16 protein-coding genes are annotated in these 25809 nt (G+C 71.2%); 6 read left to right on the top strand and 10 right to left on the bottom strand.

Annotated elements, in window-relative coordinates:
• Nucleotides 1-68 precede the first annotated feature (68 nt).
• From O7627_RS33545 to O7627_RS33530, 4 genes are all read right to left on the bottom strand, one after another.
• Nucleotides 69-2390, bottom strand: coding sequence for a DUF4365 domain-containing protein (locus O7627_RS33545; RefSeq protein WP_278097437.1), 2322 nt, complete (start codon nucleotides 2388-2390; stop codon nucleotides 69-71).
• A 183-nt stretch (nucleotides 2391-2573) separates the two neighbouring features.
• Nucleotides 2574-3746 carry a hypothetical protein gene (locus O7627_RS33540; protein ID WP_278097436.1) on the bottom strand — a complete coding sequence of 391 codons (1173 nt, stop codon included), beginning with the start codon at nucleotides 3744-3746 and terminating at the stop codon, nucleotides 2574-2576.
• Entirely contained in the window at nucleotides 3743-4342 is a 600-nt protein-coding gene (locus O7627_RS33535) for a sigma-70 family RNA polymerase sigma factor (protein ID WP_278097435.1), read from the bottom strand. The genes O7627_RS33540 and O7627_RS33535 overlap by 4 nt, the downstream gene beginning before the upstream one ends.
• Nucleotides 4343-4869: 527 nt before the next feature.
• Nucleotides 4870-8376, bottom strand: coding sequence for an SIR2 family protein (locus tag O7627_RS33530; protein ID WP_278097434.1), 3507 nt, complete (start codon nucleotides 8374-8376; stop codon nucleotides 4870-4872).
• A gap of 230 nt (nucleotides 8377-8606) precedes the next feature.
• Here O7627_RS33530 and O7627_RS33525 point away from each other — a divergent pair, with 230 nt between their 5' ends.
• The 4 genes from O7627_RS33525 (at nucleotide 8607) to O7627_RS33510 (ending at nucleotide 16820) form a co-directional block, all read left to right on the top strand.
• Nucleotides 8607-10433 (top strand): Hsp70 family protein, encoded by a 1827-nt coding sequence (locus O7627_RS33525; RefSeq protein WP_278097433.1) that lies wholly within the window; start codon nucleotides 8607-8609, stop codon nucleotides 10431-10433.
• A gap of 84 nt (nucleotides 10434-10517) precedes the next feature.
• Entirely contained in the window at nucleotides 10518-12599 is a 2082-nt protein-coding gene (locus O7627_RS33520) for a bacterial transcriptional activator domain-containing protein (RefSeq protein WP_278097432.1), read from the top strand.
• A gap of 205 nt (nucleotides 12600-12804) precedes the next feature.
• The gene (locus O7627_RS33515) at nucleotides 12805-15840 is read left to right on the top strand and encodes a BTAD domain-containing putative transcriptional regulator (RefSeq protein ID WP_278097431.1); all 3036 of its coding nucleotides are present in this window, start codon (nucleotides 12805-12807) and stop codon (nucleotides 15838-15840) included.
• Nucleotides 15837-16820 (top strand): DUF2637 domain-containing protein, encoded by a 984-nt coding sequence (locus O7627_RS33510; RefSeq protein ID WP_278097430.1) that lies wholly within the window; start codon nucleotides 15837-15839, stop codon nucleotides 16818-16820. The genes O7627_RS33515 and O7627_RS33510 overlap by 4 nt, the downstream gene beginning before the upstream one ends.
• Nucleotides 16821-17176: 356 nt before the next feature.
• Here the strand turns inward: O7627_RS33510 and O7627_RS33505 are convergent, their stop codons facing one another.
• Entirely contained in the window at nucleotides 17177-17311 is a 135-nt protein-coding gene (locus O7627_RS33505; RefSeq protein ID WP_278097429.1) for a hypothetical protein, read from the bottom strand.
• 148 nt (nucleotides 17312-17459) lie between these two features.
• On the opposite strand from O7627_RS33505, the gene O7627_RS33500 reads away from it, so the two are divergent.
• Together O7627_RS33500 and O7627_RS33495 are read left to right on the top strand one after the other, a co-directional pair.
• A complete protein-coding gene (locus O7627_RS33500; RefSeq protein WP_278097428.1) occupies nucleotides 17460-19547 on the top strand; it encodes a hypothetical protein in 2088 nt (695 codons plus the stop codon).
• A 372-nt stretch (nucleotides 19548-19919) separates the two neighbouring features.
• Complete coding sequence (locus O7627_RS33495; RefSeq protein WP_278097427.1) at nucleotides 19920-20198, top strand: hypothetical protein; 279 nt, start codon at nucleotides 19920-19922, stop codon at nucleotides 20196-20198.
• A 286-nt stretch (nucleotides 20199-20484) separates the two neighbouring features.
• Here the strand turns inward: O7627_RS33495 and O7627_RS33490 are convergent, their stop codons facing one another.
• The 5 genes from O7627_RS33490 to O7627_RS33470 form a co-directional block, all read right to left on the bottom strand.
• Nucleotides 20485-20946, bottom strand: coding sequence for a DUF4262 domain-containing protein (locus O7627_RS33490; RefSeq protein ID WP_278097426.1), 462 nt, complete (start codon nucleotides 20944-20946; stop codon nucleotides 20485-20487).
• Nucleotides 20947-21472: 526 nt separating this feature from the next.
• The gene (locus tag O7627_RS33485; protein ID WP_278097425.1) at nucleotides 21473-23074 is read right to left on the bottom strand and encodes a VWA domain-containing protein; all 1602 of its coding nucleotides are present in this window, start codon (nucleotides 23072-23074) and stop codon (nucleotides 21473-21475) included.
• A 24-nt stretch (nucleotides 23075-23098) separates the two neighbouring features.
• A complete protein-coding gene (locus O7627_RS33480) occupies nucleotides 23099-24250 on the bottom strand; it encodes an AAA family ATPase (protein ID WP_278097424.1) in 1152 nt (383 codons plus the stop codon).
• Nucleotides 24251-24475: 225 nt separating this feature from the next.
• Entirely contained in the window at nucleotides 24476-25099 is a 624-nt protein-coding gene (locus tag O7627_RS33475) for a hypothetical protein (protein WP_278097423.1), read from the bottom strand.
• A gap of 170 nt (nucleotides 25100-25269) precedes the next feature.
• Nucleotides 25270-25674 (bottom strand): hypothetical protein, encoded by a 405-nt coding sequence (locus O7627_RS33470; protein WP_278097422.1) that lies wholly within the window; start codon nucleotides 25672-25674, stop codon nucleotides 25270-25272.
• Between the last annotated feature and the right edge of the window lie 135 nt (nucleotides 25675-25809).

Raw genomic sequence — 25809 nt, 5'->3', positions numbered from 1 at the left:
GCCTCCTGATGTCGACGAGGTAGTCGGCGTGAGCCTGGCCAGCGAGGGTGGGGATCTGCACCTGTGGTTCAGCGGCTGGCTGCCTCCGGTGAATCCACCACACCGCCAGCGCCGACAGTGGGGCCACCTGGCCGCGCCGTGGCATTGAGCCTCTCCAGTTTGCTGAGAGTGTGCGGCTGGTTCGCGAAGCGGTTGGCCAAGGCCGTTGCGGCAGCCTGGGCTTGCGGCGTGTTGTTGAAGCGCAGGTGTAGGTCGACCCAGGCGGGAATGATGGCTGGATGGGTGATGTCTGGTCGTAGTTGGCGGTAGGACGCCCAGGCCGCCTCCCATCGATTCTGGTTGAGCTGGGAGATGATCAGCGCCCACGCGTAGTCGTGATTGGTCGGTTCGTCTTTGAGGGCTGCCCGGCAGCATGCCTCGACGCTGGTCCAGTCCTTGCGTGTGGCGCTGTGCTTGATGAGCCGTCGATGCAGCGCTCCGCGTTGCTCGGCTGCGAGTTCACCGGTGGCCAGTAGCTCCCTGGCGCACCTGTCGGCGGCGTCGAGGTCGCCCCGGATCGCCAGAATGTTGACCTTCTCCTGAAGCCCTTTCAGCGCCCCATAGGTCCCCCAGACGTCGTCGCATACGGCGACGGCCTCGTCGTAACGGCCCGCCTCACGAAGGATATCGATCAGTATCTCTCCTGCGGAGGGTGACCGGACGGACCGCAGCAGCGTGACGGCCGTGTCCAGGTCACCGCCTGCGGCAGCGTTGCGTGCGGTCAGGACAACACGGTCGCCGTCGTTGAGGTTCGCCAACGCTGCCATCCGATGGAGGTCGGTCGCGTCGAGCGCGCCTCTGGAGGCGAGCTGATTCAGGCAGATCCTGGCCGCGAGCGCGGTATCCGCAGTGTCGAGCGCGGTACGCCACATACCGATAACACTGGCTGCGGGCCGGTTCGTGTCCGCCACGAGCGCGCGGATCAGCAACTCCGCGGGAGTGCCGCGGACGGCATCGCCGAATCGGCCGGCACGAACGCCGTCATCCAAGGCGATGCTGGCCTGAGCGCCCACGATCGCGACCACGGGGTCACTCGCCTCCCGGTCGGTGGCCTGGCCCCCGAACGCGGCAGGCGTGGCCAGCTCGATGACCTCCATGAACGCGCCGACAAGCATGCGCTCCTGTACGAGAAGACGATGCACGGCCTCACTCGGGCCAGCCCATCGCCGTATGTCGTCCCGGACGGACGCGGCGAGGGCCGTCACCTCCTGCCTGTCACGGAACGGCAGCGCCGAGTCGCCGCGCAGGATGCGCTCCATGAGGATTCTTGCCTGGCCGAGCCTGCCGCCGACGCTGCGGGGATGCCGCTCGCGGACACGTTGATACAGGACGAGCGCCTGGTCGAGGTCGCCGCGCCCGCTGGCGCGTTCGGCGAGGAACAGCAGGCAGGTGGGTTCCGCGTCTAGTTCGCTGTCGGGCCGCTCCCGCAGGAGTCGCTCCAGCATGTCCTCCCTGCCCGACTCATCGGCGTCGAGGGCGCAGACGGCGACATCCCAGAGCAGCCCATTGTCCGACGGCTGCGGATCTTGCGACGGATGGAGAAGGTCGGCGGCTCGGTCCCGGTCTCCGGCCGCGAGGGCCATGACCGCCGTGATAGCGCGCAGCCGTAGCTGGTTGCCCGGGTCCCGGTCGGCCGCCAGCGTGAACGCCTCCACCGCGAGGTCTCGGTGGCCATGGTCGTTGGCGTACGCGCCGATGGTCTCCAGCCGACCCGCTGTAGCGCGAACCCAGCTCTGGCTCGCCTCGAGGAGTGGCTTGACGACCGCCCTCGGGTCGTGGCGACCCGCACTGAGCAACCGCGCGAGACGCCTCGCGCCACTGGGGTCAACGAGGCTCAGACCTGACAGCATCTCCACCGCGGCGGGCGGCAGCAGCGGGAGAACCTCCTCGATAGGGTCCGGGTTGGCCGCGGGGACGGCGAACGCGATGGCACGCAGGGGCTCGCGCGACGAATCGTCGAGAACGTTCGCGGACGGCACCTCGATCGACCATCCTCGGTTGGTCTCGTTCACGGCGTCTGCGGTGATTTGAACCCAGTAGCCGAGCCGGGTCGCGGGGTCGATGATGACGAGCACCACGGGCATCAGGTGGGCCAGCCAGTAGGTGAGGAGTCGGGGCTTTTCGGTGAAGCGCCAGCCGTTTCGCGTCTTCCGTTTGAAGAACGTCGACCCACTTTTGATTTGGAGAGCAATGTATCGGCCGGTAGGGTCTCTCAAGCCGTCAACCTCCACCAGCGCGTCGATGCCGTGATCCGCCTCGGGCTGTTCCCGGAACGCCCAACCCATATCGGTGAACGCGACCTGCGCGGCGGCGACGCCCTTGCGCTCCATCTCCGAGGACGAATTTGTCACCTTCCGCTAACCTCCAGCGGCTCGCCATGGGGGCCGTGTGTGGCCGGACACCTTGTCGGAACTTCATGATCGGATTGCCCTCTGCGTGGCCCACGGATATCCACATTGGATGACGAGACGACCGAATCATCATCTCTTCTCGGGCGTACGACACGCTGCGGGAGTGCTCGGCCCGGCAGATGGTCAGGGAGCATTCACGGCGGCCAGCCGCGTCCCCCAGACGTCAACGTGTGTCAGTGGCTGACGCCGTCCCAGCACCCGCACGCTCTCAGCGGTAGTGCACCACGGCGATCTCGCCTCCCATCGCAAGGCTCGCCCTCCTCCGTGCTGAAGTGCCGGAGGCCCATTTTCGTCACCCTCATTGCCGTTGCCTCCGCACCGGAGGAGATGCGCCCAGAGGATAAGCTCCCTCGCATAGGCGTCGGGTGCTAGCTGCGCAACAGTCATGTGTCTCATATGCGATGAGCACGGGCAAATCACCGTATAGCGTTTGGGGTGACTTTCTACCGCAAATCCTTGCGTCGAAAGAAACAACAACGCCTCACCTACAACAGGTGAGGTGTGGGCGAGGAGGTTCACGACGCCCTGCGCCAGTTCAGGGGTCGCCGATGGCGAGACCCAGGTGACGTCGCATCCGCCCACCAGAGCGAGTCGCGAGGTACCGCTGCCAGCCTCCGCGATCCGACCCGCGAACGCACGGAAGATCGAACTCCTTCCGGTTCCGGGCCCACCGCTGATCACCAGCCTGTCCGCGCCCATGCCGCCGCGCACTGACCACTCCGTGGCCGGCGAGGGCCCCATCGTCGACGCAAAGGCCTTGGCGGCAGCCACGATCTCGTCGGCCTGCTCCCGGGCCTCATTGATGAGTCGAGCAGCCTCCTGCCGGGCATCGGCTCTGGCGATCTCGGCCTCGTCCAGGGCCCTGTCGACGAACGCGTTGACCCCGGCGGTTACCTCTGCGAGCTGCTCGCGGGCCTTGGCCGCCGCGGCGATGTGCATCTGCGCCTCGGCACGGGCCTCGGCAGCCGCTGTCCGCGCGACCGACACCTCCTCCCACGCCGCCCGCAACGCGCAGCTCACCTCAGACCACTCAGCTGTGGCGGCCGGGTCCACCGCGACCAACCTGGTGCGCGGTACCTTCCATCTGGTGGGGACGTCCGTCTCGGTTGCGTCCGCGGGTTCGACCGGTGCGCCGATCTCCTCGGCTGCGTGGACCTGCCGCAATGCGCGGTCGATCTCCGCGTCGGTGATGCTGTCGACCAGGTCGTCAACCAGGTCGAAAATCTCGCCGAACAATTGGCCGATGGCCTCGGGCTCGTCCGGAAGCGGGTACGGGGTGGCGTCGCTGGTGGTCATCGGGCCTCCTTCCGTGCCGGGTTGGTGCTGGGTCGGGGCGCCTGCTCTTCAGCCATCTCACGCCGAAGCGCCGCCTTGAGTCGTTGCCGGGCGCCGCGTAGGGACTGCCGGATAGCGTCCGGGGAGCGCCCCAGCAACGCGGAGATCTGAATGGGGGTGAAGCCATCGACGACGAAGGCCATGACGGCACGTTGACCGGGTGGCAGGGAATCCAGCATCCGCAGGACCCACTGCTCGTCCTCCCATGCGGTCATGTTGGGATCGGCGCAGCCTTCGGCGGTGCCCGCGAACCGCTCGACCTGTCGACGGCGGACGCGGTCGAGGTTGCGGGTGCGCTCCTTGATGAAGTTACTGATCACCGCCCTGCGGGCGTAGACAAGTCGGTCATCGAGATCACCCCAGCGGCGCAGCACCTCCCGCATCGTCGCCGCTGTTGCCTCGTCGGCCTCATCCTTGCTGGCCCCGGCGTACATCGCCGTGGTGATCAACTGTCTGTAGGCCAGCTTGAAGAATTCGTCGAAGTTCTCCGGCACGGCGACACGGCGGGCAGCCCGCGGTGTGGGTGGCATCGACACCAAGCCCTCGTCCACATTCACCTCGGGACTACCTCCGTCTGTCGAGAACGAGCCGTAACCGTACGAGCCCCTTGCGCTGTTGGTCCCGAGACACGGCCCAGCGTGAGGTCCGCTGGCCAAGATTTTTCCCGCAGCCGTCGGTACGGGCCGGAGCACCCCACGGCCCGCCCGGCGAGAGGGCCGTGTCCACCCCGCCACCAGGTGTCTCTCCAATCCGCGCGGCTCATCGACGGGCTTGTTGCAGGACGGTGAGCCGACGGTATGGTCGTTGCCGCCGGGGGCAGTAGCACCCAGGAAGTTGACCCGACAGCCCTCCAGACGGTGGGTGGGTCGGGTTTCGCGCTTTCTGGTTCGGGGTCAGCTGGCGTGCAGGCGATCCGGCGTATGTGACAGCAGGAAGGCCGACCTCACGTCTCCCGGCAAACGGACGGGCTAGGCTCGTCGCATATTCGGCAGCCACGCCGAGTGTTCGGGCAAGCGGGAGTGCCTTCGACGCATTTTCGCACGCATCCGCGTCACGTGGCAGCGGGTCGGATTGGACAGCCAGCTCACCAGTTCGCGGCGCTGGAGACGCCGAGGCGTAACGCCTGGTCGCGGATGACGCGAAAGTTTGCTGGCTCCGCGTCGTCCTTGACCGCCAGCGCCACGCGATCGACGTCGTCCCAGATCGGCGAAGTCGTGCCCGTCAGCAGGTGGGCGAGGAGCCGGGCAAGAAGGGCGGGCGCCTGCGCGAGGCGCTCGTCGCTCCAATCGTCGAGGGTGTGGCCTTCGGGGAGTCCGGCCGGGTGCCTCGTGGCTAGGTCGACGCCGGCCGCCAGTGAGTCCGTCAGCCACGGGACCCAGGTCGCTAGCGCCGATGCCTCCCCCAACGTCAGGGCCGTGGGGACGCTGTTGAGGCGACGCTGCCAGTACCGCTGCATCCAGCGCTGCCACTGCTGCTCGACGACGTTCGGTGCAAGGGTGCCAAGCGTGTCCGCCACCGCGCTGATCCATGCGATCCGCTGGTCTTCTTCGGCCCGGGCGGTGAATTCTTCCACCCAGGTGAGCGGATCGGTCGAGCCGTAGACCGCGATCGCGGCGAGGTGTGCCGGCAGGATGCGGCGCAGATCGTCCGGCAACCGATCGGCCTGATCGACGGCGTCGAGGTAGGCGTCGCGAAGTCCGGCTTCGAACAGGTCGTTGGTGATGCGACCGGTTGCGAGGTAACCGGTCCAGGCCCGCACGGGACGGTCCTCATCCTTGTCACTGGCCCAGGCCATCAGCGGGAGCAGGAACTGCGTGCACCAGGAGCGGTCGGCACCTAAGAAGAATGCCAGTTGGCCGGTCAGGATGGGCTGGGCCAGCCAGGCGGGCCCGTCGTGCCGGCCGAGCATGGTTTCGAGTGGGCGACGGAGTTCTGACGGCAGACCTTGCCAGGCGTCACCGGCGGCGGTCCAGTCGGCGGAGACTGCGCGGACCCAGAACTGCGCGAGCCGCCCGGCTGGCCGATTGATCGCCAGCGTGTACCAGTCGCGTCCGCCGTCCGGCGGGTCAACCGGCCCGAGCGCGTCCCACAGGACCTCGGCTAGTTCGCGCGCCTCCGCAAGCAGATGCCACTTCGCCGCGTTCGCCGCGTCAGCGACGCCGCCGACCAGCAGCCGGGCGACGCTGTCGGCCACCGCTGCGAGATCCAGACCAAGAATGCCCTGCACGACGGCGACGGCGGTCTCCGAGTTCAGCGGCGCCGCCGACCAGCCGTTGATCACCGCGGAAACGATGTCGATGGGTAGCTCGTCGACTGCTAGAACGGCGAACCCGTCGTCGGGGTGATCGTGAATAGTGGCCGTGAGCACGCGTAGGGCATCGTTCCAGTCAGGGCCGTCGAACTGCAGCTGCACGTGCTCGTATCGCCGCAGTTCCGCGACTGCGGCTGCTGGGTTGGTCGTGATCCGCTCGTGCAGTTCGCCGACGGTCATCGGTGGCTGTTCGGTGCGGGTTCTGACCTCGAACCGCGGGCGCGGGAGATCGGGAGGTTCGTGCGTCTGGAAGTGTGGGTACGCGACTTGGAGCTCGACGAGCGCGGCCCGCGCCGATGGGAGGGTGGGTGCCGACCGCACCAGCCAGGTCAGGGCGTTGAAGCGCGCGTAGGCGACGTGCTCGTCGTTCCGGCCGGCCACCGGCAGGGTCCGGGTGTCGGTCACCAGCGCATCCGCCTCGGCGTCCAGGGCGTCGGGCAGCGCGTTCGCGATCAGGCCGTACACCTCGGGTCGCAGTTGGTGGTCGAAGAGCCAGCCCGTCGTGCGGAGCCAGGCGATCTTGGCCGTTGCGTCGATGTCGGTGCGGTGGGTCCAGCCGTGCAGGGCGAGCCGGTGCAGGATCGGGACGCCGGAGGCGGCCCAGGTGTCGAGGTAGCCCGGCCCGGCGGGCCCGCCGGCTGCCAGCACTGCCTCGACGCAGTCTCGGGCGGCGTCGATGAGCGCGTCCACGGGCTGGCGGACTTCGTCGCCGGCGTCGCGTGCGATCCTGTAGCGGCTGAACGACACGGGATCCCAGCCGGTTCGTGCTTCCCCGGAGACGGTTAGCAGGTCGTAGATTCGTCGCAGATGGCGGTCCGCGATCGCCAGGAGCGCGGCGGCTGCGGCCACGTAGGTGAGGATCGGCCGGAAGACCTCCGCGAATGCCTTGTCCAGGTGGTACACGGATCCACGCAGGGTGATATCGAACGACGGCTTCCCGCCGGGGATCCCGGCCCGCTGTCGGAGGCGGGGCTGGGTCAGGCGGTCGAACAGCAGCAGGGCCGCTGCCCGATCCGCAGGTGAGCGAGAGTTCAGCAGCGCGTACTCAAGCCAGCGCGTGTCCTCGTCGCCGGCGTGCTGGATCAGCACCGCGAGCCACGGGCCAAGCCAGGACGGCCGCGGTCCGGACCGGCGGTGCAGGTGCCATCCCAGAGAGGCGCACAGCACAGGCGCAGGCAGGCTGCCGCCGTCGTGCAGGACCGCCAGAGCTTCCTCCGTCCGCGTTTCCTCCATCACGAACCGGCCGACGAACCAGTCGGCGAGCACGACGGTGCGCTGGTCGTGCGGGGCGCCCGCACGGAACATGGCCTGGAACGGCGAGCGCCGGGCGGCCCACGCCAACCATCCCGGACCTTCGGCGAGCTCGGCGAAGAACCGCACACGGTCCACGTCGCCCAGAACGTCTTCGAGGTACGAGTCCTCCTCTGGCACGAGCGACGGCGGCGCTCCCACCAGCTGGGCGATCCGTTGCCGATGATCGTGCAGCCCCATGGACGTCAGTTCCGCCCAGCCATTGAGCGAGTCGGCGAGCGCGGCGTGCGAGGTCCCGACAACGTTGTACCTGATCGGCACGACGCCGTACGTCTTCCAGACGTCGCGGTCCGCCTTATCCGTGAGTGCGTACCGCGGAGCTCTCGCACCGCCGATGCCTCGGGCGATCAGCCGCATGACCGTGTCGTTGTGGCTGTAGCCGATGAAAAGCACCGTGTACCTGGCGAACATGCGCTCGACGAACCGTGCCGCCCAAGCGTCGGTCAGGTAGGCGCGCCCGAGGTCCCCTTCGGTCGCGATGAGATGCCGGGGCTCCTGCGTCAGGTCGCCGTGCAGGTACACGATCCCGTCGAAGTCGTCGCCCATCGGCACGGCCGGGCCACGGTACTCGGTGAAGGTCGCTCCCAAGTCCCGCAGCGCTGCGGACAGGTGCAGGTCGTAGTTCGTGGTCACGATCCGCACCGGTGAGCCCGACGCGGCAAGCCGCGCGATCGCCCGGTGCAGGTCGTTCGGCGCTGACGCGGGATCGCCGATGATCGTCTTGACAATGTGGTGGACGTCAACGGCCCGATCCTCGATCCGGCCCAGCAGAACGTCAGGGTGGCGCCGCAACTCCGCCTCATCGAAGTCCTGGCGGGTATCGACCGCAATCTGCCTGGCGAGGTCCACAAACAACGGCAATTTCGCTGGGGGGTCGAACGAGGCGCCGGCGCCGACGAACAACACCAGGTTGCCAGCGGTGAACTCATCGACCAGGACAGCCGGGAAATCGACCTCACGAATCCACATCGTTGCCAAGGATACGGTGGCGAGCTGATCGTGGTGCGGGCGCCGCGGATCAACGCGCTGGGCGACGCGAACCGAAGACGTCGGTTTTGCGTTTGCGGGCTTGCCAGCCGCGACCCGCTTGGGGGTGGCTGATCGACGGGCTGTTTGATGGGGTCCCGCTGAGGTGATCGAGGTGGTTCACTGGCGTGATGCGGCCTGGGGAGGCTTGTCTGTCGATTGACTGCGGTGCGGTGACCGCGGTGGGTGTGGTGGTGTGGCCGGACGGCCGGTGGGTGTCGTTGCCGGGGGATGGTGGTCCGGTGTGTCCGGGTGCGGTGTTCGTGGAGCCGGGTGGTGGGTTGGTGGCGGGGTCGGGGGTGTGGCAGCGGGCGGAGGTGGATCCGGACCGGCTGGTGCCGGCGGTGGTTCGGCTGCCGGACGGGCCGGTGACGGTGGCCGACCGTGAGGTGGCGGCGGTGGATGTGGTGGCGGCGGTGTTGGGGCAGGTGGCGGGGGACGCGGCGCGGGTGGCCGGTGGTGTGGTGGGGGATGTGCGGTTGGTGGTGCCTGCGGGGTGGGGTCCTCGGCGGCGGACGTGGTTGCGGCAGGCGGCGCATCGGGCGGGGTTGGGGCAGCCTCGGCTGGTGGAGGCGCCGGTGGCTGTCGCGGAGCAGGTGGTCGCTGGTGGTGCGCGGCTGTTGGTCGGGGATCTGGTGTTGGTGGTGGATGTGGGTGGTGGGTGTGAGGTGACGGTGCTGCGTCGAGGCCCGGCCGGGTTCGAGGTGTTGGCGACGTTGTCTGATCCCGACGGCGGCGGGGACGCGGTGGACGAGGCGCTCATCCGGGACCTGACCCGGGGCCGGCAGGTGGATGGGCGGGGTCGGTGGTCGCTGTTGGCGGGGGTGCGGGCGGCGAAGGAGGCGTTGACGCGGCAGCCGGCGGTGGTGGTGCCGGTGGGGGATGGGCCGCCGGTCGCGGTGACCGGTGAGGTGGTGCGGCGGGTTTCGGGGGCGGTGCTGGCGCGGGTGGAGGAGTTGACCGGCCGGGTTCTGGGTGCGGCGGAGGTGCCGGGGGACGGGCTGGCCGGGGTGTATTGCGTGGGTGGGGCGGCGGTGATGCCGGGGGTTGTTCAGGCGGTGGCTGCCGCGACGGGGGTGTCCCCGGTGGTGTTGCCGCAGTCGGGGATCGTGGCGGCCACGGGAGCGGCCGGCGCCTACGGCCCCGCCGGGGGACAGGCGTCACCGGAGCCGGCGCCGGCGCCGGCTGCGGTGCGGCGGGCCGCGTTGTGGGTGGTGCCGGGTCTGATGTCGATCGTCCTGGTGACGCAGTTCCTGCTCCACGGGCAGGGGCTGGCCAGCTCAGCTGGTTACCGGGGTTCGGGGGCGTATCTGCTGGTGAACTGGGGCGAGTTGGCGATGGCGGCGGTGTTCGCGCTGGTGGCGTGCCTGTCGGCGGGCGCGTTCCTGGGTGCGGCCCTGACTGCTGCCGACACGCCTGGCCGGGCGGTTGCGCCGGGTGCTCGGGTGGGGTCGGGGATCGTCGCTGCTTGCGCGATCGGGCTCGGGGTGGCGGGCTTGTACGCGGTGACGGCGAGTCTGTTCTTCGGGTGGCCGATCGGGCGGTTCCTGGGGTGGGCGTTACTGCCCTCGGCGGCCGTGGCGGTGGTGGCGGTGGCGACGGCGGTGGTGGCGGTGTGGTGGCGTCGGGTGCCGGCGGCGGGCTGGGATGCGTTCCTGGCGTTCCCGATGTCGTCGGTGCTGGCGGCGGGTGCGGGGATGATGCTGTTGCAGTATGCGATGACGGCGTCGCGGTGGCCGGGTCTGCTGGTGTGGATCGATGCGTCCGGGCGGGTCGGCGGGCTGCTGATCGGGGTCGGGGTGGCGGCGGCGGTGGTGCGGCGGCCGTTGCACCGGCTGGTGGCGGGGGTGCCGTTGGCGGTGTTCGGCGCGGCGGTGGTCAGCTGGCAGGCCACCGGGCCGCTCGGGCTGGTCTACGCGGTGGCGGTGGCGGCGTGGTGGGGGCAGCGGTTGTGGCAGCTGGCGGTCAGCCCGCTTCGGGAGCCCACCGGTGCCCGATAACCATCCCCCCGCCCGCGTCACGTGGACAGGTCGTGCTGCCTGGTGGCTTGTCCGCCGGTCGGGCTGGGGTTGGGGTGGGCGGTGATGCGGTGGCCGCGGCGGTTGGCGTCGGCTGCGCTGACGGTCGGCCTGCTGGTCGGCCCGCCGTGGGTGCTGGTACGGGTGGTGGGGTGGCCGCTGCTGCGGCAGGCGCCGACCGGCGATGAGGTGCGGCGGTGGGTGGCGCAGCCGCTGACCGAGCAGAGCGTGACCGGAGGGCTGACTGTCCTGGCCTGGGTGATCTGGCTGCTGTTCGCCCTGGCCGTGGTCCGGGCCGTGCTGTGGCGGCTGCGCGGCGTGGTCCGCCGGATACGGCGGCTTCCGGTGCCCGCTCCGGCGCAGGCCACCGCGGGTGGCCTGGTCGGGGTGGCGGTGTTCGGCGTCGGCGCGGGCGCTACGGCCGCCGTGTCGCCACCGGATCCGCAGCCGGCCGAGGCCACCACGGGCCAGCCCTTTACCGACGGACACACCACGGCCGCGGCAGCGCCGGCGGCGCGGGCCGGGGTGGGGGTGGGGCTGCCCGATGGTGGGTGGCTGCCCGACGAGGTTGCCGAGGTGGCAGCCGGGGCGGCGGTGTTCGGGTGGCTGCGCCGCCGCCGCGACTACCAGCCCGGCGCTCCCGGTCGCGACGCCGGCCGGAACGCCGACCTCACTCCGGATTCCCGCACCGTGCGGGCGGTCCTGGCCGCCGTCACCGACCCGGACGCACCCCCCGGGCCGCCCGGCCCGCGCGGACAGGTCACCGACCGGAACGGTCCGGTGCTCGGGCAGTGGCCTACCGGCCCGGTTCTGCGTCCCGGGGACCTGCCGGCCTCTGTCGGGCTGACCGGCCCGGCAGCGGCCGACGCCGCCCGGGGCATCCTGGTCGCGGCACTGCTCACCGCCGACGCCGGCGGGCCGCGGCTGGTCACCACCGTCGACACCCTGACCGGCCTCGACCTGGACGCACCGCGCCTGACGGCCGTCGCCGGCCTGACCGTCGCCGCCACCCTGGACGACGCGCTCGTCCACATCGAACGCCACCGGACGTCCGCCGACCCTGCGTCGTCGGGCGGCGGTCCGGGTGGCCGTGATCAGCCGCTGCTGGTCCTGATCGACCCGCGCGGCGGCGACCCGGCCGCCGTCATGCGGTTGCGGGCCGGCGCGGTCGGGGCGGTCACCGTGGTGGTGCTCGGCGGGGGGCCCGAGGAGACCTGGCAGGTTCTGCCCGATGGCACGACCACGGTGGACGGTGGCCGGCGGGCAGGGCCGCGGTTGTGTGTGCTGGGCGCGGGGGCCACCGCTGACCTGCTGGCGGTGACCGGGCACCTGCCACCACCGACGGCCACCCCGACACCGCCGGCGCCGGCGCGCGTGCGACGGCCGGCGGGTGCCGGCGTGCCGGTGTTGCGGCTGCGGGTCCTTGGCCAGGTGTCCGCTACGGTCGCCGGCCGGCCGGTGCTGCTGCGCCGCAGCGCCGCCTGGCAGGTCCTGGTCTACCTGGCGGCGCATCCGGCCGGTGCCACCGCGGCGGAGTTGACCGAGGCGATCTGGCCACACCTGAGGCCCGCGTCGATCACCGGGCGGCTCTACACCACCATCAGCGAGTTGCGCCGCACCCTGCACACCGACGGGGTGACGGTCATCGACCGGGCCGGGAACCGCTACCGGCTGCCCGCCGACACGGTCGAGGTGGACCTGTGGCGGCTCACCGCCGCCGTCGACGAGGCGGCCACCGCCGTCGGGGCCGCCGACCGCGACCGCACCCTCCGGCAGGCCATCGGCGCCTACCCGGGTGAGCTGGCCGCCGGCCACGACTGGCCGTGGCTGCCGCCGGTACGGGAGGCGCTGCGCCGGCAGGTCATCGACGCCTACGCCGCCCTGGCCGCCGAGGCGGACCCGCCGACGGCGCTGCGGCTGCTGCGTGACGCGGTCGGGGTTGATCCCCTCAACGAGGACCTGCACCGGCGGACGGTGCGGGCCCTGGCCGCGGTCGGTGACCGCGACGGGATCGACACCCTGCTCGACCGTTACGCCCGCACGCTCGCCGCCGCCGGCCTGCCACCGGGCGGCGACCCGCGGCACGACACCACCGCACAGCCGGCCCCGCACCGGCCACTGCGTCCCCGCCCGTCGCCCCGGCTCTGACCAGCCTCGACACCGTGGTGGTGAGGTCGTGTCAGACGGCGTGTGAGGTTCTGTCAGACCGTGTGAGGTCCGCGCCCCTACCTCGCCACGGCATCCACTCCTAGCGTCGAAACAGTCCTCCACCCCCCATCCCGCCACACCCCGGCCTGCCCCGGCCGGGGTCGCGGGACGCGGGTGCACCCCCTTTTGGCGCGAGGAGCCCGGCATGTTCACGGCGATACGCACCGTCCACCACGTCATCGCCTACGGGGCAGTCCTGGTCGGACCACCCACCGTCCTGACAGTCCTGACCGGCCGGGCGCTACCCCGGCGGTGGCCCACCGGTACGCAGGTCGCGGCCTGGCTGGCCGACCCGCTCACCCCCGGCAGCGTCACCGCCGCGCTGCTGACCACCGCCTGGCTGGTCTGGGCCGGCTTCGCCGCCACCGCGTTCACCAGCGCCTGGACCCACCTCACCCGACGGGCCCGCCGGTGGCCGGCCATACGGGTGCCCGGCCCGCTGGGGGCACTGCACGCCGCCGTCCTCGGCGCCACGGCCCTGACCAACGTCGCCACCGCCACCCCTGCGGCCGCGTCATCCCCACCGGTCCACAGCAGCCTGGAACCGGCCGCACCGGCCCCAGCGGCGGGGGTGCCGGCAGCGTCCGCCGGCCCGGCCCAGGTGGCCGGACCGGGCTCCCCGGCGACGGTGACGGTTCGCCGCCACGACACCCTGTCGCGGCTGGCCGACCGGCACCTCGGCGACGCCGACCGCTGGCCCGACATCTACGACCGCAACAAGGGACGACGCTTCCCGGTCGGCGGAACCCTGACCGACCCGAACCTGATCCAACCCGGCTGGACCCTGCACCTACCGACCCGCCACACCCACGACAGCGGCACCCCACCGGCGCCTCCCGCCGCCCCGCGTCCGCCGGCCACCGCGCCTGCAGACCCGCCACCCGCACCCGACTGCGCCACGCCCACCCCCGCCGACCCTGGAGCCGCCCCACCCGGCACGGACCACCCGGCCGAACCCCGGCCCGGTGATCCGGCACCACCGCCAGCGTCGCAGCCGAGCCCCACCGTCAGCCGGCCCGCCGACGATGGCGTCACCGAACCCACACCGGCAGCCCCGGCCGCGCCCGCCCCGGCCCCACCGGTCGACACCCCGAACAGTCCCGCCGCCAGCACGACCGCCCCCACCGGCCCGACCAGGCGACCGGAGCACCCCGACGGCATCGCACTGCCGACCGGAAGTTGGGTCGACCTCGGTCTCGCGTTCGCGATCGCCGGCGCCGCCGCCGTGGTGTGGCGGCTGCGCCGACGCCGATACACGCCACGCCCGCCCAGCGCACAGTCACGTCTGGACGACCCGGACCTGGCGCCGCTGCCGCAGGTGGTGACCCGGGTGCGCGCTGGCCTACGCGGCCCCGCGGCAGACGAGGACACCAGCCTGACCGACCTGCTTGACACCAGCGAGGTCACCGACACCCCCGACGACGCGGCCACCGAGATCCCGGACGGCGTCTATGAGCAGGAGCGGACCGACCCGGCGCCGCCGCTGAACCTGCCAGCCTTGGGCAACCCGATGCTTGCGGCGTGGCCACCGGCCGGGCTGGGGCTGACCGGTCCGGGCGCGCAGGCGGCGGCGCGGGGCTTCCTCGCTTCCGCACTCGCCTCCGGCGCCCTCGACGACCCGCACGGACGCTGCGGTGTGGTGCTGCCCGCCGCGACCCTGGCCACCCTGCTCGGCGCCGCCGCCGTGAACGTGCCCGACACACCCAGGCTCACCGTGACCGGCGACCTGACCGAGGCCCTGGAACTCCTCGAAGAGCAGACGCTGCACCGTACCCGCCTGGTGTACGGGCACCAGGTCGACACCGTGGCGCACCTGCGCGACGCCGACCCGCACGAGGAACCGCTACCGCCGATCCTGCTGCTCGCCGACGCCACCGTCCCACACGAGCGGACCCGCATCGCCGCCCTGCTCGCCCAGGGGCAGCGTCTGGACATCCACGGAGTCCTGCTCGGGGCATGGCCCGACGGCAACACCGTCGTCGTGGCCGGCGACGGCACCACCACCCCCGCCGAGGGCGAGGGCTCGCGGCACGGCAGCCACCCCGCCGACGCCGGCCGCCTCGCTGTCATCACCGCCGCCGAGGCAGCCGCGCTGCTGCCCACCCTCGCCGAGTCCCACACCGGCCTGCCCCAGCCGCCGGCACCCACCGAGCCGCAGCCCCGCACCCCTGTCGCCACCACCCAGCCCGCGACGCCCACAGGCGACCATGACCCGCCCACCGCCGGCCCCGCCCCGGAGCCCGACGCCGCTACCCCCGACCAGATCACCGGCGCCACACAGGTCCCGGACACCACGCCGGCTTTGACGGTCCTCGCGGAAACCACCCGTCCGAACACGGCGGGATCGGCAGTCCCCCGGCCGAACGGCGAGGACGGTCAGGCCCTGGACGACGGCGACGCCGACGACCCCGCTGGCGATGGACCGGGCGTCGTCGCGGTGCAGGTCCTCGGCCCGCCGACCATCGTCGCTGCCGACCCGCAACAGCCGCTACGCGCCAAGGCCATGGAACTGCTGGTGTACCTGATTGCCCGCGACGGCGGCGCCACCGTCGACGCCATGAAAGAGGACCTGGTGCCGGACGCCACCGTCTCCAAGGCCCCCAACCGCATCCATACCTACGTCTACGCCCTGCGCCTGGCCCTACGGCGCACCGGTGGGCGGGCCACCTACATCACCCACCCACGGCACCGGTACCTACTCAACCGCGACACCCTGGACGTGGACCTGTGGCGGATGCGCGCGGCACTCGCCGCCGCCGAGACCACCACCGGCCACGCGAGGCTGGCCGCGCTGCGAGACGCGGTCACCGCCTACCGAGGCCCCTTCGCCGCCGGCGCCCACTACGAATGGGCCGAACCGTACCGGGAAGCGGTCCGCCGGCAGGCCCTCGACGCCCACCTCGCCCTGGCCGACGCGCTACGCGACCAACCGGAAGAGGCCCTCGCCGTGCTGGACGCCGCCATCGCACACGACCCCTACGCCGAAGAGCTGTACCAGGCGGCGATGCGCCACCACGCCGACCTCGACGACATCGACGCGATCGCCGCCCGGCTGGCCGAGCTGACCCGCCGCCTGGAAGAGCTCGACACCGAACCGACCGATGACACCCGCGAACTCGCGGGCGCCCTCACCGACGACGTGCGTCGCCGCGCCCGCCGCAACCGAGGCGGCGCCGCATGAGCGCGGCAACCCTGCCGGCCGCCACCCGGGCGCAGCGCGCCGAGCGCCCGGCCGACACACCGGCCACCGTACGCAGCCTCAAGCGCATCCGATGGGCGGTCCGGGCCACCCTGATCATCGGCGTTGCCGCCTCCGTAGCCGCAAACGTCCTGCACGCCCAACCGCACCTCATCAGCCAGACCATCGCCGCCTGGCCACCGGTGGCGCTGCTACTCACCGTCGAACTGATCTCCCGCGTCCCCGTCCACCACAAACTCCTGGCCGCCGCGCGGCTGATCGCCACCACCGCCATAGCCACCATCGCCGCCTGGGTCTCCTACTGGCACATGGTCGGCGTCGCCTCCCGCTACGGCGAGACCGGCCTATCGGCCTACCTGCTACCTATCTCGGTGGACGGCCTCATCGTCGTCGCCAGCATCAGCCTGGTCGAACTGTCCGCCAGACTGCAGCTCGCCCAACCCACGTCGTCGGCGACGCGGCCCACACCACACGCGGAACGCGCGGCGCCGCCACCCGCCGAGCACGAGGCGCCGACATCGTCCGTCAACCCGCCCGGAACCCCGGCGAGCGGTGCACTGACTGATGCCATCATGATCGACAAGCCACCATCGGCCCATCCCACCGACCACACGCCGAGCGACCAACCCCCGCCCGCAGACAACCTCGACTCAGCTGCGAAAAGCCACCCCGACAGCAAAAGGCGTTCCGCCGAGGCAGACAGCGACGACGAAAGCCCTGGTGAAGTGGATCGGCAGCCGCGACGCCGCGGCACCACGAGGAACGCCGTCATCGACGCCTACCGGCAAGACCCGACCCAGCACCCGACCGCCATCGCGGAGAGGGTCGGCACGTCGGAACGCACGGTGCGCCGCTACTTGAACGAGTTTCACGCCAGCCCTCGCAACGACTCGCCGAGCGGTGTGGTTGGAGTCGATGGTAGTCCGGCCGCGACCCGCCCCGGTGCTCTTGTCGCGCAGTGACTGGAACGTGGTGGGATCCGGGAGCGGTGATCTTCACTGGTGCCCCCTGGCTCGGTCAGGCCGTGGTCCAGCACCCCAGCGCTGGACCGCGACCCGACTGGCCGCGCCGGCTTTCGCGGAAATCCCCGTGCCGCCGGACTTGCCCAGCCGGACCCACAACTGCCGGCGCTGTGCAGGACCGGCATGGCCGCGCAGCAGCACGGAGTGCGCCAGCCACCGCTCCAACAGCCGGACCCGCCGGGGCAGGGTGAGGCTCTCCGCTTTCCTTAGCTTGCCCGCCCTGTCGAGGCCGGCGGTGATCCAGCGTCCGAGCCGGGCGGGACCCCGCCTCGTGGTGAGGCCCGCCCGGCACGAAGTTAACCGCCGAGGTGTTTGAGCAGCCAGTCCGCGACCGCGCGGGTGATTCCGGCGAGCACGCCGGTCAGCGCGGCCAGGACGACGCGGGTCCGGCTGGGCCGCGGGCAGTCGGGCTGTTCTTCGGATCGGGCCATCGGATGCTCCATCGTGTGTCTGATTCGGAACGCGAAAGCCGGCGCCGGCCGTACGTCCAGGTTCAAGCCACGGGGAGCGCTGGATTCCTGATGCCGATGAGCGTCGATCGGTGTACTAGTTGGTGCTGATCGGGCACGCTGGTGGGCGATGAACGCCGACGAGTCCCGATCGGAGATTCGCCGCAGCCGAGCGGTGGAGAAGAAGGTGCTGCCCGCCGGGGCGGCCCGCGAGCTGCGGGACGCGGTTTACCGACTGTACGCGGAGGCAGACCGCCCGCAGTTGATAGAGCTCGCCCGGCAGATCGCTGAGGATGATGACCTGCCGGGAGCGCCGGGCAAGGACCTGATCGGCAAGGTCATCAGCGGTGACGGGCTGGCGTCCCAGCAGGACACGGTGTCTGTCGCCGTCGTCCTGGCCCGAGCGGCCGGACGCCAGCAGGTCGCACCGGTCGCGGAGCAGGTCCGCCAATTGTGGGTTGCCGCCGCGACGGTCCAACCGGCCCCGCTGCAGGATCGGCTGGGCGAGCCGGTCGACGCGTGTGATCCTCTCGTGCTGGGAGTACACCCGGCGATCCAGGTGACGGGCATTGGTGCAGGCGACCTGCTGCCCGGCTACGTGCCGCGGGCGCATGACGCCCGTTTGCGGACGATTCTCGACGATTTGCTCGCCGACGGGCGGTCGAGGCTGGTGACGCTGGTGGGCGGGTCCTCGACCGGGAAGACCCGCGCCGGCTGGGAACTCGCCCGGTACCTGGAGGAGTTACAGCCGGGCCGATGGCGGTTGTGGTATCCGTTCGATCCGACCCACCCGCAGGCGGCCCTGGCCGGTCTGGACAAGGCCGAGCCGGAAACGATCGTTTGGCTGAACGAGGCACAGCAGTACCTGATGCCAACCGCTCCCGGCATGGGTGAGCAACTCGCCGCCGGACTGCGCAGGCTGCTGGCCGATCCGGGCCGGAGACCAGTGCTGGTGCTGGCGACCCTGTGGCCGGACTACTGGAACATCCTGACCACCCGGCCCACTGGCGGGAATCCGGATTTGTACGGGCAGGCCCGGGAACTGCTGACCGCAGGCACGAAGGTCACCCTCACCGACACGTTCAGCTCCTCCGAACTCGCCGCCCTGGCCGGGCCGGGTGTCGATGCGCGGCTGAGGCGTGCCGCCGAACATGCCGAGGGCGGCCGGATAACCCAGTACCTGGCCGGCGGCCCCGTCCTCGAAGACCGCTACCGCACCGCGGTGGACACGATGCCTGCTCCGCGGGCGATCCTGCAGGTCGCCATAGACGCCCGCCGGTTCGGCCATCCCCTCGCTCTGCCTCACGCCCTGCTGGAACAGGCGGCGTCCGACTATCTCGACGATCACGACTGGGACGCCCTCGGCGAGGACTGGCTCGAATCCGCGCTCGCCTACACCGCCCAGTCGTGCATTGGCGTCCGCGGCCTGCTGACCCGCATCCGCGCCCGCCCGTTCGAGCCCGCCCGGCCAGACGGGCGTCCCTGCTACCGGCTGGCCGACTACCTCGAACAACTCGGCCGTACCGAACGCGCCGCGCAGTTCCCGCCGGCCAGCTTCTGGAAGTCTGTCGCCGTCACCGTCACCGATCGCGACGTCTTGTACATCATCGGCGCCCAGGCTCACCGGAGAGCCCGCTACCGACATGCCGTCCCGTTGTACGCGCGGGCGGCCAACCTAGGCCACGAGGCCGCGAGAGCCCGTCTGGCCGGGCTGAGGGACCAGGCTGCGGGCGTTGAGCGTCCAGATCACCCGCCAGGGTCGACACCCGTCGTCTCCGATGCCGGGTACGGCGATCCCACCCTCTTTGCCATCGCGGCGCTCACAGGAACGTTTCTCAGCGGAGTCGACCGCAAGGGCGAACTGCCCGCGGCACTCCACGCCGCTGACCAAGGTGATCCCACCAAGCTCATCGACCTGGCCGGCAGGTGCGCGGGCGTCGGAGACCGTGACGGCGCACTTGAGGTCGCGCTGTTGGCGGCTGGTCGTGGTGCGCCCAACCTGTTGGTGAACATGGCCGACGACCGAGCGAGATCCGGTGATCCTGGCGGCGCGCGGGACTTGTACCAGCAGGCCATCGACCACGGTGTCCACTCTGCGCTAGACCGCCTGGCTGCGTTGTACGAAGGTACGGGGGAAAACGATCACGCTCAGAAGCTCCGTCGATTCGGCCTGAACGCCGATGGCTCGCTCGCGACCAGGTTGGACCTCGACGCTTAGCCTCGATCCACCGACGCGGTTCGTCGTGGGTTTGGTTGAGTAGCTGCGGTATGGGGGTGTTTGGGTCGCGGTGAAGTTGCCGATCACGTGATCGGCTTGCTGCGGGTGTTGTCGTTCCGGGGGCGGGGGTTGTGGCCTACGGTCGGGCCGCCTGGTTGTGGTTGGTCAACCGGGTGCGGGGCGGACGGCGGTGAAAGGTGTCGAACGCTGACTGCCAGGGCGAGTGCTCGTGTGGGTGTCGGTGATGACGCGGGCCCGGAGGGCGAGGCGGGCGGCGACGTTGATGATCCGAGTCCGGATGGTCGCGCGGTCCGGGCGGTGGTCCAGGTGCCGGTGGCGAGGTGTCCGGCGGCGCGGGTGAGGTTGTGGCCGATGCCGGGGCAGGTCAGCCCGGGCGTCGTTGACTGCGAACCGGCCGGACGGCAGGTGCGCCAGAGGGCCGGCGATCAGATCCGCGTTGATCTGCTCGATGACTGCGTGCTGGCGGTGCTGGGATTCGGCCTGCACGAGGATGAACGGGCTGTCGGTGAGTACCGCGTGGTATCGGTAGCCGGGCAGGAGTTCCTGCTGGCCGCGGGGTTGGCTGGGTGGTCGCGGCGCACGATCAGCCGGGCGGTGACGGCGTATCGGGTGCCGGCGAATGCGGTGTAGGTGGTTTCGGCGATCTGCGCGTCGGAGATCCACCGCTGGGCGTTGCCGTCCCCAACGGCCTGCGGTACCGGATGTCGATCCACTGGTCGTCGCCGATCCTGCCGCAGGCGGACCCGTCTTCGCGCTCTGGATCCAGTGGCCCGGCCACCGGAGCCCCGGTGCCGTCGCTGTTGGCACTGCGCTCCGAGAGGCGCCACAGGTAGCTGCCGTTGGAGTCGGGCGGGGGCGGGCGCGTGGAGCCGGACGGATTCGGCATCCGGCTCCACGCGCGGCGGAGTTGCGGTGGCTACGGCCGCGCGATCAGCGGCTGAGTGTCGGGGTCGACGTCGTAGCCGGCATCCCAGGGAAACCGGCCCTGCGGGTCGGGCCACACCACCTGCAGCAGCCGTACCCGGTTGCGTCCGTAGCGGGCGATGGCGACCCCGGGCAGCAGCGCATCGATCGGTGCGCCCTCGACGAGGACGGCGTCGTAACCGGCGATGAGATCGCTGATGCGCTGGCCGCAGGCGAACCGTTCGGCCTTGTCGTACAGCCGGCCGGCCAGGTCGTTGAGCAGGCCGTGGGCAACCTCGGGCGGCAGCCCGGCAATGATCAGTTCTGGATAGTCGTGCGCGGTCAGCCCAACGGTGTAGGCGAACGGGGTCGTAATGTCGGGGTCGTCATAGGTGGGCAGCACATGCATGACCGCCCAACCAATCCGGTCGATGATCTCTTCTTGTCGGCGCAGGAAATCGTCGATGTTCGTCATTCGGGGAACTCCTTGGTCACCGTCAGGGTAGGACCCTTGACGGCAAGAAGCTGATTTGCATCGATCACCGCAAAGTCCCACCTGGACGATTTGTCCAGTGCGGTCTCGTGCTCGAGCGGAACGTATCCCTCCTCGCGTAGCTGCTGCAGGGTCGCGCCGATTGCGGTTCGTCGGTCGCGCCAACGCTTGCTCGGGTAGCCGGCGAGGGCGGTTGGCGCATGCCTGGGGTGCTGAACACCGACCCCATCGGCGGTGACGAGCCGGCCGGCGCCGTCGACGGTGACGATGTGTGTTTCACCACGCTGGGGACGGGTGCCAGTAGAAGGGTCCGCCTGACGGCAAGTTTCCCGATGCGATCAGCGACGGTGGGGGCGTGCCACAGGTGTAGCCCGCCGTCGGCGGGCCGGTTGCTGTGTGGCCGCCAACGGCGCAGGGCGGGTGCTGGGGTGGATCGGGCAGCTCGATGTCGCTAGGGGCGGCTGGCTGCCTGTGTTCTTGGCGCCCGTTGTGTTGCGACTGGTGGTGGTCAGGCGTTTTCGAGCGGGGTGATCGCGGCGGCGATGATCTGTCCGATCGCGTCGATCGGGTTGGCCACGGTGAGGGTGGTGGTGTGGTGGAAGGTGTGGCCGGACAGGCCGGCGGGGCGCAGCCACAGTACGGTGCAGCCGGTGCGGTGCAGGGTGGTGATGAGCTTCTGCCCGGCTTCGATGTCGTCGAGCTCGCCGTCGGAGACGACGGCGAGCATCCGCAGGGGGCCGCGTTGGCGTAGGTCGAGGACCTGGTCGGCGAGTTTGACCGCGTCGTTGAATGCGGTGGTGCCGCCGCCGGGGCTGATGTCCAGGACGTGGGTGGGGCGTTGCCTCGGCGGCACGAGCAGGGTGGCGGTGCTGCCGAAGGCGATGGTGGCGGTCGCGGCGTGGTTGCGGTGCGCGGCCGTGCTGAGAATCCAGCCGGCCGAGGAGAGCGGCTTGGCGTAGGGGCTCATTGATCCGGAGGTGTCGACGAGCACCGCGATTCGCAGGGTGGGTTTGGGCGGCGGCAGGGTGGCGCGTTGCTGCCAGGGTGCGGCGGTCGGGTGGAGGGCGCCGGCGTCGCGTTGGGCGTCGGCGGTGATGGCCTGGCGGACCCGCAGCCGGCCGGGCGGAATCGGCGAGGGTCTCGTGTCCGGTTCCGGTTGGTGGCTCCGGGCGGCGTGCAGCCGTGCGGCGAGTTGCCGTGCGGCCTGCTGTTCTTCGACGGTGGGGGTTCGGCGCCGCCAGGTGGCGGGGGCGCCGTGCCGGCCGGCGATCAGCTGGGCGGTGAACTCGGCCGGGCTGATGCCTGCGGCGGCGGCGAGGTAGTCGGCCAGGGCCTTGGCGAGCTGTCCAGGGAACACACCGGGGTCCGGCACCGGAACCGTGAGCTGGCGCCGTGGGTCGATGCCGAGTGCCTGACACCATTGCCAACCGAGGTCGATCATCGTGGCGGCGTCGTCGTCGGCGACGGTGTGGGCGGTTTTCCAGATCTCGCGTAGCCGCTTGAGCCGTTTGGTCCCGAGTACGGTGAGGACCGCCCCACGCACGGTACGGACGTCCTTGCTGGTGACGATGCGGGCGTCGACGCGGGCCAGGAGCAGCCCGGCGAGGTGTCCTGCGCGCCAGGGGTCGTCGACGGGTGCCTCGTCGGCGGTGATCAGGGTGTTGACGGTGTGGCGTAGCCAGCGCCGGTCGGTGCGGCGCCGGCCGCGTTGGCGGCCTTCGGCCCGGGATTCCTCGAGCAGGTCGGCGGCGGCGGCCACGATGGGTGGGGTGCCGCGCGGGATCGTCCAGCGGCTGTGAGTGGCGTGGGCGGCCTCGTGGACGAGCAGCCCGTACGCGGTGGGCACCCGCTTCTTGTGGGCGGCGCGGGCGGGGTCGGCGATGTCGGGGGTGTCACCGATGTGGGTGGCGTCGACCTCGATGCGCCGCAGGGCGGGGTAGAAGCAGGCCGGGGCGCCGCCGCCGGCGCCGGGGGCGACGACCACGGTCAGGTCGGTGCGTCCGGTCAGGACCTTGACGTGTCTGGTCCAGGCTTGGGACCAGCCGTCCCAGTCCGGGTCGCCCGGGTTGGGGTTGCCGGCGGGTCGGAGGTGACCGCTGGGGTGTGGCATGGTGCGAGTTCCCTTCGTCGATGGTTAGTGCTGTGGGCCGAGGCTGAGTGCGGTGACGGTGGTGCCGAAGTGGGTGGTCAGCGCTTTGATGACGGCGTCGCGGTCGTGGTCGGGGGCGCGGCCGGCGAGGTTGGACACCGCCGTGGCGAGGCTGAGGGTCTTGTGGAGGCGGGCGAAGCCGAGCAGTTCGCGTAGCTGCGGCGCCCAGGTGACGGTGCCGGCGGCGAGTTCGTTGTTGAGGTCGATCGCGGCGGCCACAGCGCGGTTGTCGACTTTGAGCCGGCGGGCCAGGTCCCAGTCGGTGGTGACCTCGATGTGCACGCCGAAGCGGGAGGCGAGGGCTTCGGTGAGCACGGCGCCGTGTACGCCGGGGTTGTGTCCGGCGATGACGTAGAAACCGTCGGTGGCCTCGACGCGTTCGTTGCGGTAGGCCGTCAGGTGGATGACGCGGCGGCCGTCCATGGCCGGGTAGAGCACGGACAGCACCCGGGGTGGGATGAGGGTGGCGTCGTCGACCAGCAGCGGCCGGCCGTCCCGCATCGCCTGGACGAGGGGGCCGTAGACGAACTCGTAGCCGCCGTCGGGCAGCGGCACGTAGTTGCCGAGGAAGTCCTCCACGACGGTGTCGCCGGTGCCGGCGACGGTGAGCAGGTCGTCGAAGGCGGCCTCGACCATGGCGGTCTTGCCGGTGCCGGGCGGCCCGTACAGCAGCACCGGCATCTGCGCGGCGCGGAGCCGGCGCAGCACCTCGATGTCGGTGCCGCCGGCGAGCTTGCGCGGCCAGTACAGCTCCCCGTTCGGGCGGGTCACCGGCTTGCGCCGGCCCGACCGGCCGGCGCGGCCACCGCCGGAGGCGCCCCGCGGAGCCGGCGGCGGCAGGGTGCCGGCGGCGGCGATCCCGGCCGGGGTGATCTGGAACCGGTGGTACGGATCGCGGACGTGGGTGGCGTAACCGACGCTGGCCATCCGCTTGAGCACACCGAACACCGCGCCCGAAGAGGGTGCGCCGATCGCTCGGGTGATCTGCCCGACCTTCAGCGGGTTGTCGGGGTTGTCAGCCAGAAACTGCGCGACGCGCGGGTACAGGTGACCTATCCGGCGGGCGGTGGCGGGAGCGGCGGGCGTGGGGGTCGGGTTGGCGCCGGGGTTGGCCGGCTGCGGTGACGTCGGGTTCATACAGGGACTCCTGTCGTGACAGGGCCCGCGCACCCGTCTCCGGGTGCGCGGGCGGTGGAAACGAATGACCGCGCGGGCGGAGACGGGGTGGCGGCGCCGAGCCCGACGTTGAGGGCTGGGCGGTGCACCCGCTGCCCAGATGAGGGAGGGTGCGTTGCCGCGCCGTTGGGGTTGCCGGGGGCAGCGTGTGGTGCTGTCTTGCGGGCCGCCGCCGGCTACGGTGAGTTAGCGGCTGCGGGCGAGGCGGGCGAGCCGGTACAGCCCGGTGACGATGCCGCGGTGCCGGCCGCGGGTGGGCACGAGCAGCCGGTGGTCCACGCGCGTGCTGTCCGTCCCGCGGGCCCGGATGACCCGGTGTAGGTGAAAGTCGGTGTCCACGGCGGCCACGACGCGGACCTCGCGCCGTTGTCCGGGTGGGGCTGTGGCCAGGTCGCCGTAGCGGTAGCCGGGTCGGTCCGGTCCTGCCCACGCCTCGAAGGCGAGGCCGACGCCGACGCAGGTGCGCCCGTTGGTGTGCAGCCAGCCGTCCCACCAGCGGCGTGCGGCCGGCCCGGTCAGGTCGGTGGCGAGTCGGTGCAGGATGACCGGCACGGGCAGCGTCATGCCGGGGCGGCGCGGGTCGGGTGTGGTCCACAGGTCGGGCCCGGTGATGCGGGGGTCGACCTCGACCGCGGCGGTGCCGTCGGCCCAGAGGTGGTCGAACAGGCCGAACAGCACCGGCTGCTGGTCCCAGCCGTACTGGTGCGTGGTGGTCTCGATGTTGACCAGGATCGTGGTGATCGCCGCGGACGTGTCGGGCCGCAGTCGCCCGTGGGCGGCCGTACCGGTGCGGTCGTGTTGGACTCTCAAGTGGTCACTCTTTGGGTGAGGAACGGCACGTCGGCCATCTGATATGGACGGCGCGGATCGCGGGTCAGGCGGCGGTGGGGCGTCGCTGTCCCGTTGATGGGGCTGGGTGGGGCGCCCGATCCCCCTCGGCTCGGGCGCCCCGGTTGGGCGGGACTCGCGGTCCGGCTTGGTTAGCTGGCCGGTGGTCCTGCCGGGTCGGTCGGCTCGGCGTGCAGGTCCACGCCGAGCGTGTCGGCCACCGACCGCAGCACGTCCTGTTCGTCGCCCGCGTCGGCGAGCAGGACGGCGTACAGCAGGAGGACCTGCACCTGCGGTGGGGTGGTCGCCGTGCAGGTCACGTCCCACCGGTGGGTGCCGTCGGCGGCAAGCGCGGTGAGCCGTGCGCTTCCGGTCGCGCCGGTGCGCTCGATGGTCGCGAGCAGGTCCGACGCCGTCGCCATGCGGTAGCTGACGGCGTCGGCGCCGACGGAGGCGACCCGGGTGTAGTCCAGGTCCAGCAGCTCCTGGACGAGGCGGGCGAACGGGTCGTCGGGCTCGCCCGCGGTGGCCGGGTCGGCGCGGGGTTGGCCGGTCATCGCGGATCCTTCCAAGGGTTTCGCCAGGGACGGCTGCCATTGGCCGCGACGAATGCAATAGTGCCTTCGGTCGCGCTGGCAAGTCGTGTTCGCCGTGGGCGTTGCAGCAACGTTCACCAAGGCTGTTGCGAGCGG

It is taken from the genome of Solwaraspora sp. WMMD1047 (genome assembly GCF_029626155.1).
Classification (GTDB): domain Bacteria; phylum Actinomycetota; class Actinomycetes; order Mycobacteriales; family Micromonosporaceae; genus WMMD1047.
The sequence above is the reverse complement of the archived record's forward strand: the minus strand, read 5'-3'. Positions and strand labels throughout refer to the sequence as shown.

Bases quoted from the DNA above. Each gene is read 5' to 3' on its own strand.
- O7627_RS33540 (WP_278097436.1), bottom strand. From the start codon at position 3,746: ATGACCACCAGCGACGCCACCCCGTACCCGCTTCCGGACGAGCCCGAG.
- O7627_RS33530 (WP_278097434.1), bottom strand. From the start codon at position 8,376: ATGTGGATTCGTGAGGTCGATTTCCCGGCTGTCCTGGTCGATGAGTTC.
- O7627_RS33520 (WP_278097432.1), top strand. From the start codon at position 10,518: ATGCGGTGGCCGCGGCGGTTGGCGTCGGCTGCGCTGACGGTCGGCCTG.
- O7627_RS33515 (WP_278097431.1), top strand. From the start codon at position 12,805: ATGTTCACGGCGATACGCACCGTCCACCACGTCATCGCCTACGGGGCA.
- O7627_RS33510 (WP_278097430.1), top strand. From the start codon at position 15,837: ATGAGCGCGGCAACCCTGCCGGCCGCCACCCGGGCGCAGCGCGCCGAG.
- O7627_RS33505 (WP_278097429.1), bottom strand. From the start codon at position 17,311: ATGGCCCGATCCGAAGAACAGCCCGACTGCCCGCGGCCCAGCCGGACC.
- O7627_RS33500 (WP_278097428.1), top strand. From the start codon at position 17,460: ATGAACGCCGACGAGTCCCGATCGGAGATTCGCCGCAGCCGAGCGGTG.
- O7627_RS33495 (WP_278097427.1), top strand. From the start codon at position 19,920: ATGCCGGGGCAGGTCAGCCCGGGCGTCGTTGACTGCGAACCGGCCGGA.
- O7627_RS33490 (WP_278097426.1), bottom strand. From the start codon at position 20,946: ATGACGAACATCGACGATTTCCTGCGCCGACAAGAAGAGATCATCGAC.
- O7627_RS33485 (WP_278097425.1), bottom strand. From the start codon at position 23,074: ATGCCACACCCCAGCGGTCACCTCCGACCCGCCGGCAACCCCAACCCG.
- O7627_RS33480 (WP_278097424.1), bottom strand. From the start codon at position 24,250: ATGAACCCGACGTCACCGCAGCCGGCCAACCCCGGCGCCAACCCGACC.
- O7627_RS33470 (WP_278097422.1), bottom strand. From the start codon at position 25,674: ATGACCGGCCAACCCCGCGCCGACCCGGCCACCGCGGGCGAGCCCGAC.